Consider the following 14969-nt stretch of genomic DNA (forward strand, 5'->3'; position numbering starts at 1 on the left):
TGGCAACAGTGTCGACGGTGGCGACTACTCGGGGGTGACGTCCAGCGCGTGACCGACGAGGGCGAGGAGGGTCTCGATCACGGATATCCTCCGTCGCGCATCCATGATCATGACAGGTATGTGCGCGGGGATCGTCAGGGCCTCCCGTACGTCCTCCGGCCCGAACCGCTCGCTGCCGTCGAAGTGGTTGACCGCGACGACATACGGCAGCCCGCAGCTCTCGAAGTAGTCCAGCGCCGGGAAGCAGTCCTTCAGGCGCCGGGTGTCGGCCATGACCACGGCGCCGATCGAACCGCGCACCAGGTCGTCCCACATGAACCAGAACCGCTGCTGGCCCGGCGTGCCGAACAGGTAGAGCACCAGGTCGTCGTCGAGCGTGAGGCGACCGTAGTCCATGGCCACCGTGGTGGTCAGCTTCTCCGGCGTGCCGGTGAGGTCGTCGGTGCCCTCACTGGCCTGGGTCATCAGCGCCTCCGTCTGGAGGGGCGTGATCTCCGAGGCGGCCGTGACCAGCGTGGTCTTGCCCACACCGAAGCCGCCCGCGATGACGATCTTCGTGGCGACGGGGGCGCGGGCGAGCTGCGTCTGCCAGGACCTGAGGTTGCCCTCGGGCTCGGGCCCGGCCCCGACGGAGGGGGATACGCCTCTCGCGGCGTCAGAGACGACGGAGTCCACTCAGCACCCTTTCCAGCAGTGCCCGGTCCGGCCGGCCGGTGCCGTGGCCGGTTCCGGTGCCGTGCACACGGATCTTTCCCTGGTCCGCGAGGTCGCTGATGAGCACGCGGACCACACCGAGCGGCATCTTCAGCAGCGCGGCGATCTCGGCCACCGTGCGCATACGGCGGCACAGTTCGACGATGGCCTGCATCTCCGGCATCACCCGGCCCCGTGTACCGGTGAGGGAACCATTCAGCAGTTCCTTGCGCTCCTCGGGGGCTTCGAGCGCGGCTACGAACGTCTCCACCAGGAGGACATGCCCGAAGCGGGTGCGACCGCCGGTGAGCGAGTAGGGGCGTACCCGGGCGGGCTTGCGGTCGGCGCCGCGGACCGGGAGCCTCTTCGGCGTACTGCTGCTCATCAGGCGCTCCCCGCCGACTCGGACTCAAGGGATTTGCGGAGTTCGCTGCGGAGTTCCGGCGTCAGGACATGACCGGCACGACCGACGAACAGTGCCATGTGATATGCCACCACGCTCATGTCGCAGTCGGCCGAGCCGTACACGCCGAGCAGCGACCCGTCGCTGATCGACATCACGAACAGGCTGCCCTCGTCCATCGCGACCATCGTGTGCTTCACCGCGCCGAACTCCATGAGCTTCGCGGTACCGACGGTGAGGCTGCCGATGCCCGAGACGACGGTGGCGAGGTCGGCGGAGGAGCCGCGGGGGCCTGCCGGGCGGACGGCGCCGGCCTCGCGTGCCTTGGCCATGGGGCCCGGGTCGGAGGAGAGGAGGAGCAGGCCGTCGGAGGAGACCACCGCGACCGACTCGATGCCCGGCACCTCCTCGACCAGGTTCGTCAGCAGCCAGTGCAGATTGCGGGCTTCACTGCTCAGTCCGAAGGTACTGGGCGCGGTCAACTGCTTGCCTCCTCGACGGTGCCCCCCGTGGCTTCTTCGGCTTGTGCGGCCTGTGCGGCTTGTGCCGCTTGTGTGGCATCTGCGGCATGTGGGTCATGCGGTGCGCGGGTGGCCGGTATCTGGTTCTGCCCCGTCTTTTCGGCGATCTCCGCCTCCACGTCGCGGTAGCCGGCCTCCGCCCCCCGGCGGAAGCCGCCGAGGCGGCGGCGCAGTGCTTCGGCGTCCACGGAACCGCTGCGGGGGCGCTGCGCTTGCGTGGGCGTGGTGATCTTCGGGGTGCGCTTGGGCAGGCCCTTGTCGGTGACGAGTTGTTCGGGCGTGTCGGCGGTGCGCTGGTGTTCGGCCTGGGCCTGGGCCTCGGCTTCGCCTTCGGCGGGTTCGTTCCCACCCGCACCACCCGTGCGGGTTTCGTCGTCGGGTGCGGGTGGCCCCTGTGGGGCGTCCTCGCCATCGGCGGCCGCGGGTTCCGTCGGCGCCAAGGCGGGGATCAGGAGCTCGATCGTCGTCTCGCTCGGATGCTCCCGCGGGCCCACCGGATCCGGTACGGCCTTCTCGACGCCCTCCGTTACCCGCACGTCTGCCTCGGCACCCCGCGTCTCCCGTACGTCTGCCTCCGCGCCCCGCGTCTCCCGTACGGTCTTCTCCGCGAGCGCGACCAGCGGGTCGTCGCCGTTCTCCGAACGGCCGTACAGGACGTTGGAGTTGACCTCGGCGTCCGCGCCCGGTGACGACGAGGGGACCTCGACGGGCGGGGCGGCGGCCAGCAGGCCCTGGGGCAGGACGACGACCGAGGTGACGCCGCCCTGCTTCTGCTCGCGCAACCGGACGCGGACGCCGTGCCGGTGGGCCAGGCGAGCCACGACGTACAGGCCGAGGCCGAGACCCTGCTCGCCCTCCTGGTCGTACGACGCCTCCGGGTCGAAGTCGGCGAGGCGGGCGTTGAGCGCGACCATCCGCGCGGCGGTCATGCCGATGCCCTCGTCCTGGACGGAGAGCATGACCTCGCCGCTCTCCAGCAGCCACCCGGAGATCTCGACGGGCAGCTCGGGCGGCGAGGACGAGGTCGCGTTCTCCATCAGCTCGGCGAGCAGATGGCTCAGGTCGTCCGCGGCGAACCCGGCGACATGGGCGTGTGGCGGCAGCGCGGCGATCCGGACCCGGTCGTATCGCTCGATCTCGCTCACCGCGGCCCGTACGACGTCGATCAGCGGCACGGGACCGGGGCTGTGCTGGACGTGCTCGGTGCCGGCGAGGACGAGGAGGTTCTCGCTGTGCCGGCGCATGACGGTGGCGAAGTGGTCGAGCTTGAAGAGGGTGGCGAGCCGGTCGGGGTCCTGCTCGCGCTCCTCCAGGCCCTCGATGACGCCGAGTTGGCGTTCGACGAGGCCGAGGGTGCGCAGTGCGAGGTTGACGAAGGTGGCGCCGATGCTGTCCCGCAGCCGGTTCAACTGGGCGGTGGACTCGGCGAGTTCGGCCCGCAGCTGCTCGCGGGCGTCGGCCATCTTCTGCCGCTGGCCGACGAGGTGCTTGCGGTCGGCCTCCAGCGTGGCGATCCGCTGGTGGAGGGCGGCGGCCTGCGCGTGCAGGGCGTTGACGGAGCGGACGACCTGGGCGAACTCGTCGTCGCGGCCGGTGAAGGTGATGGGCTCCTGGGCGGCGGGGTCCTCGGCGTCCGCCAGCCGGGCCGAGCCGCGCCGCAGGACGGAGAGCGGGCGGGTGAGCGTACGCGCCATGGCCGTGGCGATGCCGATGGTGAGCAGGATCAGCGCGGCGAGGGCGGCGATCCGGATCTCCAGCCCGGTGACGTCGTCGTCGCGCAGCCGGGCGAGGTCCTTGGTCCGCCGGTCGAAGAGCGCGGACTCCGCGCCGCGCATCGCGTCGACCCGGGCGGCCATGGCGGCGCCCGCCTTCTCGGCGCTGGTGTCGAGTTCGGCGTCGGAGAGGGTGGGCTGGTCGGTGAGGGAGGCGAAGTACCTCTCGCCGGAGTCGGCCTCGGGACCGGTGACCGTGTTGTTGTACGACGTCCGGGCCGACTTGGGCGCGGTGTCGCGGAACGCGGCGAGGGCCGCGTCGGACCGCAGCCGGGCCCCCTGAGCGGCAGCGGTGAGGGCGTCGCGCTGCTCGGTGCCGGCCTCGGAGGACTGGGTGACGGTGGTGGCCAGTCCGGTGACGGGGTCGATGACCGTCTGGGTGGTGCGGGGGATGCCGAGCGCGGCGAGAAGCAGTCCGCGGGCGGCGGCGGCCTGCTGGACGGCGGAGTCCAGCTCGGCGAGGGCGTAGGCGCCGGAGCCCGCGCGGGGCGGCATCTGCTCGGCCAGCTGCTCGGCGATCCGGTGGAGGTCGGCGAGGGTGGCGGAGTAGGCGTCGTGCGCGTCGAGAGCACTGCTCGCTCCGGTGAGCGCCGCTCTCCGTACGGCCGCGATCCCGTCGAGGTCGGACCGCAGCGAGGCGGGCAGGTCCGTGTCGGCGTGCAACTCCTCGACCAGCCGGTCCACACGCGCGCTGCGCTGCTCACTCGGCGCCTTGGACTCGGGCCGCCCGGCCGCGATGTACGAGGTCACCTCGTCCCGTTCATCGGCGAGCGAGTGGGCGAGCCCGAGCACGGCCTCGGTCTGCTCGGAGAGCGTCACCAGTGACTGGGAGTCGCTCAGTTGCTCCGACGCGGCGAGGAGGGAGGGCGCTCCGGCCCCGGCGACGGCGGCGGCCACCACGGCGACGGCGACGATCAGCCGGGTGCGTACGCGGGTCGGGCGGCCCTTGCCTGCGAGCGTGTCCGACGTGTGCTCCGTGCCCCCTGGAGAGGCCGTCTGCTTGCCTGTACGACGAGGCCGCGTCTTCTGCACCGATGCTCGCATTCCTGACTCGTGATGCCCATGGGCCCGGGTGGCGCCGCGTCAACCGGTGCTCCCAGCCGGTACGTCTGGTACTCCCAGCCGGTACGTCCGCCCGGTACGGATCCCGACCCTCCCATGCCGGTGGGCGGCGGTCGCGCATCACCTGACCCGCCACCCGAAGGAGTGAACCCCGGTGGGTAGTTGGCGGGCAAGTTCCTGTGGCTCTTGCAACCGGCCTCGGCGGCGGGCCGGTTGGACGTCTGCGGCGCACGGTGGCACCATGTGCCGCCGCGCCTTCCCGGAAGGAGCCATTCCAACCCATTTCAGGCACCTGACCTGCGGAAATCCTGCACGAGTACGCCAACTCGGCGACTCTTGCGCCCCTTTGACGAACCTCGTGAAGAGCTCGTGGAGACTGGCCGAATGCGAACCGAAGTCGTCTCGGAGCCCGGCGATCCGACCCACCCCAATGAGGACTTCGCGAGTGTCGCCGTACCGGCCTCGGGACAGGGCGGCACCCTGGTCGTCCTGGACGGAGTGACACCCCCGAAGGACGGGACGGGCTGTCTGCATTCCGTCCCCTGGTACACCGCACGTCTCGGCGGAGCCCTGACCGAACTGACCGTTTCACTCCCGGATGTTCCACTGACCGAGGCCCTCTCCCGCGCCATCACGCGTACCGCAGAGTCCCATGCGCAAACCTGTGACCTTTCTCACCCTCGCACCCCACAGGCCACCGTGGTCCTGACCCGGTGGTCGCAGGAGACCGTCGAGTATCTGGTCCTCTCCGACTCGGCGCTCTTGGTGGAGTCCACCGACGGCACGGTCACGGCCCTGCTCGACGACCGCCTCGCCCGCCTCCCCCGTGCCTCCCTCAGCACCGACGCCGTCGCCGACGCCACCGTCCGCAACAAGGAGGGTGGCTTCTTCACGGCCGCGGCGGACCCTTCGGTGGCGGCACGGGCGGTGACGGGGGTGCTGCCGCGCGGTGAGGTCCGGGCCCTGGCCGCCCTGAGCGACGGGGCGACCCGGTGGGTGGAGAAGTTCCGGGCGGGCGACTGGGCGGACTGCTTCGGCCTGGTACGCAAGGAGGGAGCCGGGGAGCTGGTGGCGCGGGTACGGGCTCTGGAACTGGCCGACACGGAGCGCGTGTTCCTCCGGCGCGGCAAGACGCATGACGACGCGACCGTGGTGTACGTGGAGCTGTGACGGGGGCCCGGAGAAGCGCCCCGTCGGAGCACGGCCGTGTCGAAGAGCGCTCAGCTCTCCATCTGCCGGTTCAGCTGGTGCAGCAGCCGGGCCAGTTCGGCGACCTCGCCGCGGTCCCAGTGGGCGAGCTGGTTGACGTACCGTGCCCGGCGGGCCTCCCGGACCTTGCCGACCCGCCCGCGTCCCTCCTCCGTGAGGTGGATCAGCCAGGCGCGGCCGTCCGCCGGGTCGGGTTCGCGGGCGACCAGGCCGAGGTCCTCCAGGGCGCGGAGCTGACGGGACATGGTGGCCTTGCCGACACCGATGTAGGCGGCGAGTTCCGTGGCGCGCTGGCCACCGAGTTCATCCAGACGGACCAGCAGCCCGTACGCGGCGGACTCCAGGTCGGGGTGGACCTCGCGGGCCATCTCGCCCTGGTTGGCGCGGGCCCGGCGCAGCAGCACCGTCAACTCGCGCTCCAGGGACAGGAATTCCCGGTCCACACCACTCGGCGACGCGTCGGATTCGACCCGACGTCCGCCGCCGTTTCCGTCTTCGTGCACGTCAGCCCCTACCTTGAACTTCCCGGTCCTGAGTTTCCGCCGGCTGCGGTCATCGCCGCAGCTCCGCCAGTATTTCGCAGGGGTTGACCGACGGCAGCCGCGTTCCCCCCATCGCCTTCTCCACCGAGCACGACCGAGCCCCCGGAGGCACGCTATGACCGTGCACAGACTTGGATCGGTACGCCCCCGGCGCCTCTCCCCCGCCGGCACCCTGCTCGCAGCCCTCGCCCTCCTCCTCGCCCTCGCCGCCCCGGCCACCGCGGCCGACGACCCGCCGGACGCCGACGAGCCCGCCCGCGGCTCCGCCTACATGGGCATGGGCGTCCTCGCCCACGACGGACAGCACGGCCTGCCCGCCGGCACCCGCGCCGCCCAGACGGAGGGCGTGGACGTCTCCAGCCATCAGGGCAACGTCGCCTGGTCCACCCTGTGGAGCAGCGGCGTCCGGTGGGCCTACGCGAAGGCGTCCGAGGGGACGTACTACACGAACCCCTACTTCGCCCGGCAGTACAGCGGCTCTCACGCCGTCGGCATGATCCGCGGCGCCTACCACTTCGCCACCCCCGACACCACCAGCGGCGCCGCCCAGGCGAACTACTTCGTCGACCACGGCGGCGGCTGGACCCGCGACGGCAAGACCCTGCCCGGCGCCCTCGACATCGAGTGGAACCCGTACGGCGCCGCCTGCTACGGCAAGACGCAGAGCGGCATGGTCACCTGGATCCGGGACTTCCTGAACCGGTACAAGGCCCGCACCGGCCGCGACGCCGTCATCTACACGGCCACCAACTGGTGGACCCAGTGCACCGGCAACTACGCCGGTTTCGCCTCCGCCAACCCGCTGTGGATCGCGCGGTACGCGTCGGCCCCGGGGACACTGCCTGCCGGGTGGAGCTACCACACGGCCTGGCAGTACACGTCGTCAGGACCCACGGTCGGGGACCACAACAGGTTCAACGGCGGGCTGGACCGACTGCGAGCACTGGCCAACGGCTAGCGCTGGCCAACGGCTGGCGCTGGCCAACGGCTGGCGCTGGCCAACGGCTGGCGCTGGCCAACGGCTGGCACGACGCCGCCCCGGCCGGGGGTCCGGAGGTCGCCCGCGCCGCGCTCGCCAACGGCTGGCGGTGCGCCGTACGGCGAAGGCCCGGGTCTCCCTCACGGGGCCCGGGCCCTGCCTTCCCGGTCGCGTCCTCCCCCAGTGCTCAACGCCTGGGAGGTGCCCCCATCGCCGCGACCGGAACCTCCGGCGCCGCGCCGTGGGTGGCCGGCGACAGGGCCAGTTCCAGAACCTGGCGGACGTCGGTGACGGCGTGGACGTCGAGCTTGTCCAGCACCTCGGCCGGGACGTCGTCCAGGTCGGGCTCGTTGCGCTTGGGGATGACCACGGTGGCGACGCCCGCCCGATGGGCCGCGAGGAGCTTCTGCTTCACGCCGCCGATGGGGAGGACCCGGCCGGTCAGCGACACCTCGCCGGTCATCGCCACGTCCGTACGGACCAGGCGGCCGGACAGCAGCGAGGCGAGGGCCGTCGTCATCGTGACGCCCGCGCTCGGGCCGTCCTTCGGCACCGCGCCCGCCGGGAAGTGGATGTGCACGCCCCGGTCCTTCAGGTCGGCGACCGGCAGCTCCAGTTCGGCGCCGTGCGAGCGGAGGAAGGACAGGGCGATCTGCGCGCTCTCCTTCATCACGTCACCCAGTTGGCCGGTCAGCGTCAGGCCCGCCGCGCCCGTCTCCGGGTCGGCCAGCGACGCCTCGACGAACAGGACGTCGCCGCCCGCGCCGGTCACCGCCAGGCCGGTGGCGACACCGGGTACCGCGGTACGGCGCTCCGCCGGGTCCTGCGCTGACTCGGGCACGTGGTGCGGCCGGCCGATCAGGCCACGGAGATCACCCTCGCCGACCGTGAACGGCAGCTCCCGCTCACCCAGTTCGTGCTGCGCCGCGACCTTGCGGAGCAGCCGTGCGACGGAGCGCTCCAGGTTGCGCACGCCCGCCTCGCGCGTGTACTCGCCGGCGAGCCTGCGCAGCGCGTGCTCGTCGATGACGACCTCGTCCGGGCTCAGGCCGGCCCGTTCCTGCTGGCGCGGGAGCAGGTGGTCGCGGGCGATGACGATCTTCTCGTCCTCGGTGTATCCGTCGAGGCGGATCAGCTCCATGCGGTCGAGCAGGGCCTCCGGGATGGCCTCCAGGACGTTCGCCGTGGCGAGGAAGACGACATCGCTCAGGTCGAGTTCGACCTCCAGGTAGTGGTCGCGGAACGTGTGGTTCTGGGCCGGGTCCAGGACCTCCAGCAGAGCGGCGGCCGGGTCGCCGCGGAAGTCCGAGCCCACCTTGTCGATCTCGTCCAGCAGGACGACCGGGTTCATCGACCCGGCCTCCTTGATGGCGCGGACGATACGGCCGGGCAGTGCGCCGACGTACGTACGCCGGTGGCCGCGGATCTCGGCCTCGTCCCGGACACCCCCGAGGGCGACCCGGACGAACGTGCGGCCCATGGCGTGCGCGACCGACTCGGCGACCGAGGTCTTGCCGACGCCGGGCGGACCGACGAGCGCGAGGACGGCACCGCCACGGCGCCCGCCCACGACCCCGAGCCCCCGCTCACTGCGGCGCTTGCGCACCGCCAGGTACTCGGCGATCCGCTCCTTCACGTCCTCAAGCCCGGAGTGCTCGGCATCGAGGACAGCCTTGGCACCCTGGATGTCGTAGGCGTCCTGCGTCCGCTCGTTCCACGGCAGTTCGAGGACGGTGTCGAGCCAGGTGCGGATCCAGGAGCCCTCCGGGGACTGGTCGCTGGACCGCTCCAGCTTGCCGACCTCCTTGAGCGCGGCCTCGCGGACCTTCTCGGGCAGGTCGGCGGCCTCGACGCGGGCGCGGTAGTCGTCGGACTCCTCGGCCGAATCCTTGGAGTTCTCGCCGTTCAGCTCGCGCAGTTCCTTGCGTACGGCTTCCAGCTGACGGCGGAGCAGGAACTCGCGCTGCTGCTTGTCGACGCCCTCCTGCACGTCCTTGGCGATGGTCTCCGCGACGTCCTGCTCGGCGAGGTGGTCGCGCAGCTGCTGGGTGGCGAGCTTGAGGCGGGCCACCGGGTCGCCGGTCTCCAGGAGTTCGACCTTCTGTTCGGTGGTGAGGAAAGGCGAGTAGCCGGAGTTGTCGGCGAGCGCGGCGACGTCGTCGATGGCCTGCACCCGGTCCACGACCTGCCAGGCGGCGCGCTTGCGCAGCCAGGCGGTGGCGAGGGCCTTGTACTCCTTGACCAGTTCGGCGACGTGACCGGGCAGCGGCTCGGGCACGCTCTCGTCGACCCTGGTCGCCTCGACCCACAGCGCCGCGCCCGGCCCGGTGGTCCCGGCCCCGATCTTCACGCGCCCGCGCCCGCGGATGAGGGCGCCCGGGTCACCGTCGGCGAGCCGGCCGACCTGCTCGACGGTGCCGAGCACGCCCGTGCCCGCGTACGTCCCGTCGATCCGCGGCACCAGCAGCACCCTCGGCTTCCCCGGCTCCGACCGAGCGGCGGCCTGGGCGGCCTCCACCGCGGCCCGTACATCGTTGTCGTTCAGGTCCAGTGGCACCACCATCCCGGGCAGCACGACCTCGTCGTCGAGCGGCAGCACGGGGAGAGTGAGCGGTGAGGACGTCGAAGCCATGATCTCCCTTTCGGCAGTCAAGTTGAGCTATGCCGACTCAATGCTTGTGAGCCTACGAATGTTCCCCCGGGCGCCCCGGAGCGTGTTCGCTGTCAGCGATCGAGGTGACTGTGCTGGTGGGAGGGTTGGGCCGCACGGAGAAGTGGGCCATACGGGGAGCAAGCCATATGGAGAGTGGGCCATATGGGGAAGTGGGCCATATGGGGAAGCGCGTCCTCAAACGACCGGCAAGCGCTGCCGCGGGTAACCGCCACCGCCACCGCCACCGCTGCCCCGGAGCCGGCCGCATTCCCCGGGCTACGCCAGGGCTACTCGGGGCCACTCAGGGCTACTCAGGCTGGTGCTCCGGGCCTCCGAAGTCCGGGCTGGTGTAGTCCGGGCTGGTGAAGCTCGGGCGGGTGCCCGCGGTGGATCCGTCCTCGGGGCTGCTGAAGCCCGGGCTGCTGTAGCCGACGCGGGGGGTGCGGCCTGCTGTCGGCGTGGGGTGGGGGGCCGCCGGGGCGCCGGGTTCGCTGAGCGCCTCCCGGAGGAACGGCAGGATGCCGCGTTCCAGCAGGGCCTCGCGCCAGGCATCTCTGGCCATGGCCACCCTGTCGCCCGGCTCACCGGAGGCGCCGGCCGCCGACGAGGGACCGTTGCGCAGGGCGGTGAGCAGCAGCCCGACGGCGGCGACGAGGATCGCGACGGCGGTCACCGCGCCGAAGACCCACCCGGTGGTCAGCAGGGTCTGGGCGATGCCCGACGCGGGTTCGAGCAGCTTCAGGAAGTACCCGACGACCAGGAAGACGGCCGCGGAGGTGCCGGCCAGGATGGGGGCCAGGACCGCGGCGACGGCGACGACACCCGCGCCGGCGCTCTCGGAGACCCCGTCCGTCTCGGCGGGCCGACCCAAGGAGGACGGCACCGGCCGGCGCGCTTCCTCACGGACGCGGACGTAGTCCTCGTACTCGGTCGCCGCAGCCGCCGTGATGAATCCGATCGCGTTGAGCGCCATGGTGCGCAGCTGTTCGGAGTTGAACCGCTGTACGACGGGGATCAGTTCAGGGCGGTGCGGGGCGGTGCGCAGCGCATCGTCGAGGATCTGCTCGAAATCCCGGCGGTCCTCGCTCAGGAGGCGCTGCGGAGCGCTGCCGGTTCTGTACGGCGCACGGGGGGCGCTCCTCGGCGGGGTCCACGGCGGTTCGGGGGGCGTCTCCCCGGGCGGCTGGCCCTGAACCCAGGCGGGCGGTGGCGCTGGTGACGCCGGGGCCAGGCGCAGCCTCGGTGGCGGGGGAGGAATCGGGGACGGGGCCGGATTCGGTGGCGCCGGCGGATTCGGGGACGGGGCCGGATTCGGTGGCGCCGACGGATTCGGTGGCGGGGCCGGATTCGGTGGCGCCGACTCCGGTTGTACGCCCGCGTCCTCGGCTGAGGCCGCGACCTGCCCCGGGCCCACGCCCACCCGTACCCCCAGGACCGCCGCCAGCACCCGTCGCCCGAACGGGAGTTCACGCCGTGCCCCCGCCTCCGCCGGCCCGCGTCCGGGACGCTCCATACCGAGCACGGCCGCCGCGAGGCGACGCCGCACCGAGCGTCTGGTGGTCATGGCGCCCCCTCCTCACCGACGACCGGACCGCCGTGCGGCAGCGATGGTGTCCCCCGGACGCCGCGGCCCCGGCTCGGCCCGCCCGCCGGATCCGCGGGCCGCCCGTTCGGCGGGGGCTGTTCCGCGGGCCCCGCCGGCACCGCCTGTACGTCCGGCGCGGCGATGTCCGTCCCGCCCGCCGCCACCTGCCCGCCCGCGACCGCCTGCCCGCCCGCGACCGCCTCGCTCACGGACTGGACGCGGGCGAGCTGGGTCAGGATCACCGGTGCCGAGATGCCGACGACGATCGCGGCGAAGGGGCCGCTGATCTGACCGGTGCCGCCCAGGAGCGCCGCCAGGCCGGCGCCCAGCACGCTGTGCACGGCGGCTGCCACCAGGTCGACCGCGGGATCGACGTACTCCTGGAACCGGGGTGCCGGAAGCTGCGGCCCCTGCGACTGCCCCTGCCCCGGCTCCCGCCCCGCCCGGCGGTGGGCGTTGCGGGCAGAGCGCCAGTTGGCGAACTGGATGTAGAAGTCGAGGGCACCTCGCAGCGCACCTCCTGCCGCTCCCAGCAGGATCAGCGTCGGCACGTCCACGTCGCCCCCGAGTGTCACGGACGGCTGGGTTCCATCGACCGGAACCCACGTCAAGAGCCTAGGACGACCGTGGGGGGCGAGGAAGACGCTTCCAGAAATCCGCTCGCCGACGTTGCGGGGGCAGCCCGGAGGTGTACCGCCGAACTGCGACCGCATGCATGTCTCGTCAACACGACGTCTGTATTTCCATCAACAATCCGTCAAAGAAGTGCCACGATGGGTCGATGCCCACCGCATACGACCCGCCCGAAGTCCTGGACCGTCGTGAGGGCCCGCACGGAGAGGTCGTCCTGCGCCGCCACGGCGAGCTGCTGCAGATCATCGCGAACGGCTGCTTCCTGATGGACACCTCCGACGGCCGCTCGGAGCGGCGGCTCGTCGATGTCGCACTCGACGCCTTGGACGCCCTGGACGCCCTGGACGCCCGTGCGCGGCCGAATCTGCTGATCGGAGGCCTGGGCGTCGGTTTCTCGCTCGCACACGCCGCGCAGAACCCGCGCTGGGGCCGCATCACCGTCGTCGAACGTGAACCGGCCGTCATCGACTGGCACCGCGAAGGCCCCCTGTCCGCGCTGTCCGCGAAGGCCCTCGCGGATCCCCGCACGGAGATCGTCGAAAGTGACCTGATCTCTTACGTCAATGAGATTTCCGACACGTACGACGCACTGTGCCTCGACATCGACAACGGGCCCGAATGGACCGTCACCGAGGACAACGACGGACTGTACTCACCGGCCGGACTGGCAGGCTGCGCAAGGGCGTTGAGGTCCGGGGGCGTGCTGGCCGTCTGGTCGGCGAAGCCCTCTCCGGAATTTGAAGGAACCCTATGGAATGCCGGTTTCCAACGGGTGCGTACCGAAGAGATCCCCGTTGCCCGGGGCGTTCCGGACGTCGTACATCTCGGCGTCCGACCTGGATAGCAAAGGGCAGGTGACTCCCCGTACTCTGCTTCCCTGGCGCCGATCATTCACGTGCCAATCGCAGACATGCGCAGTCATAAGGGATCACCCCACGGATTCCGGAACGCAACTTCAGGGGCGGGCGATGGAGCAGACACACACCTCCCACAACGGCACGGCGACGGCCACCCCGGGCGCACAGCGCCGGGTGCTGGTGGTCGAGGACGACCCCACGATCGTGGACGCCATCGCCACCCGCCTGCGTGCCGAAGGATTCCTCGTACAGACGGCGGGCGACGGCCCGGCCGCGGTCGACACGGCCGAGGCCTGGCAGCCCGACCTGCTGATCCTCGACATCATGCTGCCCGGCTTCGACGGCCTGGAGGTCTGCCGGCGCGTGCAGGCCGCGCGGCCGGTGCCGGTGCTGATGCTCACGGCACGCGACGACGAGACGGACATGCTGGTCGGGCTCGGCGTCGGCGCCGACGACTACATGACCAAGCCGTTCTCGATGCGTGAGCTGGCCGCCCGGGTGCACGTACTGCTGCGCCGGGTGGAGCGGGCCGCGATCGCCGCGTCCACACCGCGCAGCGGCATCCTGCGCCTCGGCGAGCTGGAGATCGACCACGCGCAGCGCCGGGTGCGGGTCAGGTCCGAGGACGTGCACCTCACGCCCACCGAGTTCGACCTGCTGGTCTGCCTGGCGAACACCCCGCGCGCGGTGCTCTCCCGTGAGCAGCTGCTCGCCGAGGTGTGGGACTGGGCGGACGCCTCCGGCACCCGGACCGTCGACAGCCACATCAAGGCGCTGCGGCGGAAGATCGGCGCCGAGCGGATCCGTACGGTGCACGGCGTGGGCTATGCGCTGGAGACGCCGACGCCATGAACGACGGGCCGGCCCCGCGGAGAGGCCCCGGGGAGCCCTGGGGCGGTGTGCGTCCGTTCTCGATCAAGACCAAGCTGGGTGCGCTCGTCGTCATCTCGGTCCTGATCACCACCGGCCTGATGATGATCGCCATGCGCACCGAGACCGAGCTGCGCTTCATCACGGTCTTCTCAATGATCGCCACGCTGCTGATCACGCAGTTCGTGGCGCACTCGCTGACCGCGCCGCTGGACGAGATGAACGCGGTGGCCCGGTCGATCGCGCAGGGCGACTACACACGCCGGGTGCGTGACAACCGGCGCGACGAGCTGGGCGACCTGGCCGAGACGATCAATGCCATGGCCGACGAGCTGGAGGAGCAGGAACGCCAGCGCAAGGAACTGGTGGCGAACGTCTCGCACGAGCTGCGCACGCCGATCGCGGGCCTGCGCGCGGTGCTGGAGAACATCGTCGACGGCGTGACCGAGGCCGACCCGGAGACCATGCGGACGGCCCTGAAGCAGACGGAGCGGCTCGGACGGCTGGTCGAGACCCTGCTCGACCTCTCCCGGCTCGACAACGGCGTGGTACCGCTGAAGAAGCGGCGTTTCGAGGTGTGGCCGTATCTGTCGGGCGTGCTGAAGGAGGCCAACATGGTCTCCTCGGTCCGCGCGGGCATGGCGTCCGGATCCGGCAGCCACACCCGTACGGACGTCCATCTGCACTTGGACGTGTCACCGCCGGAACTGACCGCGCACGCCGACCCCGAGCGGATCCACCAGGTCGTCGCCAACCTCATCGACAACGCGGTCAAGCACAGTCCGCCGCACGGCCGGGTGACCGTGAAGGCCCGGCGCGGGAACTGCCCCGAGTCGCTGGAGCTGGAGGTCCTCGACGAGGGGCCCGGTATCCCCAGGTCGGAGTGGCACCGCGTGTTCGAGCGGTTCAACCGGGGAGCCGTCAACCGCCCGCACGGACCGGGCAGCGACGGCGGCACGGGGCTGGGCCTGGCGATCGCCCGCTGGGCGGTGGATCTGCACGGCGGCCGGATCGGCGTGGCCGAATCTGCGCGAGGTTGCCGGATTCTGATCACCCTTCCGGGCGAGCCATCTATGCCAAGTTGACGTAAAGTTCGAACCGGAGCCAGAAGATCCATGTCGGTCCCCGCTGATGGACACGTGTGATCAGGCAGATGCCCGCGCCATGATCGCGCCGGGTCGGGGCCGAGC

13 protein-coding genes are annotated in these 14969 nt (G+C 71.5%); 5 read left to right on the forward strand and 8 right to left on the reverse strand.

The window, feature by feature from the left end; translation table 11 throughout:
* Positions 1 to 24: 24 nt before the first annotated feature.
* Genes GFH49_RS17675 through GFH49_RS17690 form a run of 4 tightly spaced genes read right to left on the reverse strand, consistent with a single transcriptional unit; the run spans position 25 to position 4421 of the window.
* Positions 25 to 675 (reverse strand): GTP-binding protein, encoded by a 651-nt coding sequence (locus GFH49_RS17675; RefSeq protein ID WP_155056864.1) that lies wholly within the window; start codon positions 673 to 675, stop codon positions 25 to 27.
* Entirely contained in the window at positions 656 to 1078 is a 423-nt protein-coding gene (locus GFH49_RS17680; RefSeq protein ID WP_155056865.1) for a DUF742 domain-containing protein, read from the reverse strand. Before GFH49_RS17680 ends, GFH49_RS17675 begins: the two co-directional genes overlap by 20 nt.
* Positions 1078 to 1578, reverse strand: a complete 501-nt coding sequence (locus GFH49_RS17685; protein WP_155056866.1) for a roadblock/LC7 domain-containing protein — start codon at positions 1576 to 1578, stop codon at positions 1078 to 1080. Before GFH49_RS17685 ends, GFH49_RS17680 begins: the two co-directional genes overlap by 1 nt.
* Entirely contained in the window at positions 1575 to 4421 is a 2847-nt protein-coding gene (locus tag GFH49_RS17690) for a sensor histidine kinase (protein WP_230396355.1), read from the reverse strand. The genes GFH49_RS17685 and GFH49_RS17690 overlap by 4 nt, the downstream gene beginning before the upstream one ends.
* Before the next feature lie 414 nt (positions 4422 to 4835).
* On the opposite strand from GFH49_RS17690, the gene GFH49_RS17695 reads away from it, so the two are divergent.
* Positions 4836 to 5621, forward strand: a complete 786-nt coding sequence (locus GFH49_RS17695) for a protein phosphatase 2C domain-containing protein (protein WP_155056868.1) — start codon at positions 4836 to 4838, stop codon at positions 5619 to 5621.
* 50 nt (positions 5622 to 5671) lie between these two features.
* Here the strand turns inward: GFH49_RS17695 and GFH49_RS17700 are convergent, their stop codons facing one another.
* Positions 5672 to 6163 (reverse strand): MarR family winged helix-turn-helix transcriptional regulator, encoded by a 492-nt coding sequence (locus GFH49_RS17700; protein ID WP_155056869.1) that lies wholly within the window; start codon positions 6161 to 6163, stop codon positions 5672 to 5674.
* Between the two features lie 154 nt (positions 6164 to 6317).
* Between GFH49_RS17700 and GFH49_RS17705 the strand changes: the two genes are divergently transcribed.
* Positions 6318 to 7160, forward strand: coding sequence for a lysozyme (locus tag GFH49_RS17705; RefSeq protein ID WP_155056870.1), 843 nt, complete (start codon positions 6318 to 6320; stop codon positions 7158 to 7160).
* A gap of 208 nt (positions 7161 to 7368) precedes the next feature.
* Here the strand turns inward: GFH49_RS17705 and lon are convergent, their stop codons facing one another.
* The 3 genes from lon to GFH49_RS17720 form a co-directional block, all read right to left on the reverse strand.
* Complete coding sequence (gene lon / locus GFH49_RS17710; protein ID WP_155056871.1) at positions 7369 to 9813, reverse strand: endopeptidase La; 2445 nt, start codon at positions 9811 to 9813, stop codon at positions 7369 to 7371.
* 328 nt (positions 9814 to 10141) lie between these two features.
* Complete coding sequence (locus GFH49_RS17715; RefSeq protein ID WP_155056907.1) at positions 10142 to 10924, reverse strand: hypothetical protein; 783 nt, start codon at positions 10922 to 10924, stop codon at positions 10142 to 10144.
* A gap of 470 nt (positions 10925 to 11394) precedes the next feature.
* Entirely contained in the window at positions 11395 to 11994 is a 600-nt protein-coding gene (locus GFH49_RS17720) for a hypothetical protein (RefSeq protein WP_155056872.1), read from the reverse strand.
* Between the two features lie 206 nt (positions 11995 to 12200).
* Here GFH49_RS17720 and GFH49_RS17725 point away from each other — a divergent pair, with 206 nt between their 5' ends.
* The 3 genes from GFH49_RS17725 to GFH49_RS17735 all read left to right on the forward strand — a co-directional run bounded on the left by GFH49_RS17725 (position 12201) and on the right by GFH49_RS17735 (position 14864).
* A complete protein-coding gene (locus tag GFH49_RS17725; protein ID WP_155056873.1) occupies positions 12201 to 12896 on the forward strand; it encodes a spermine/spermidine synthase domain-containing protein in 696 nt (231 codons plus the stop codon).
* A gap of 124 nt (positions 12897 to 13020) precedes the next feature.
* On the forward strand, positions 13021 to 13761 hold the full coding sequence (locus tag GFH49_RS17730) for a response regulator transcription factor (RefSeq protein WP_155056874.1): 741 nt from the start codon (positions 13021 to 13023) through the stop codon (positions 13759 to 13761).
* Positions 13758 to 14864, forward strand: a complete 1107-nt coding sequence (locus GFH49_RS17735; protein WP_155056875.1) for a HAMP domain-containing sensor histidine kinase — start codon at positions 13758 to 13760, stop codon at positions 14862 to 14864. The genes GFH49_RS17730 and GFH49_RS17735 overlap by 4 nt, the downstream gene beginning before the upstream one ends.
* Positions 14865 to 14969 lie beyond the last annotated feature (105 nt).

This window comes from Streptomyces blattellae (genome assembly GCF_009709555.1).
Lineage (GTDB): Bacteria > Actinomycetota > Actinomycetes > Streptomycetales > Streptomycetaceae > Streptomyces > Streptomyces blattellae.

Coding starts and splice junctions, on each gene's coding strand:
- GFH49_RS17680 (WP_155056865.1), bottom strand. CDS start 1,078: ATGAGCAGCAGTACGCCGAAGAGGCTCCCGGTCCGCGGCGCCGACCGC.
- GFH49_RS17725 (WP_155056873.1), top strand. CDS start 12,201: ATGCCCACCGCATACGACCCGCCCGAAGTCCTGGACCGTCGTGAGGGC.
- GFH49_RS17735 (WP_155056875.1), top strand. CDS start 13,758: ATGAACGACGGGCCGGCCCCGCGGAGAGGCCCCGGGGAGCCCTGGGGC.
- GFH49_RS17730 (WP_155056874.1), top strand. CDS start 13,021: ATGGAGCAGACACACACCTCCCACAACGGCACGGCGACGGCCACCCCG.
- GFH49_RS17695 (WP_155056868.1), top strand. CDS start 4,836: ATGCGAACCGAAGTCGTCTCGGAGCCCGGCGATCCGACCCACCCCAAT.
- GFH49_RS17705 (WP_155056870.1), top strand. CDS start 6,318: ATGACCGTGCACAGACTTGGATCGGTACGCCCCCGGCGCCTCTCCCCC.
- lon (WP_155056871.1), bottom strand. CDS start 9,813: ATGGCTTCGACGTCCTCACCGCTCACTCTCCCCGTGCTGCCGCTCGAC.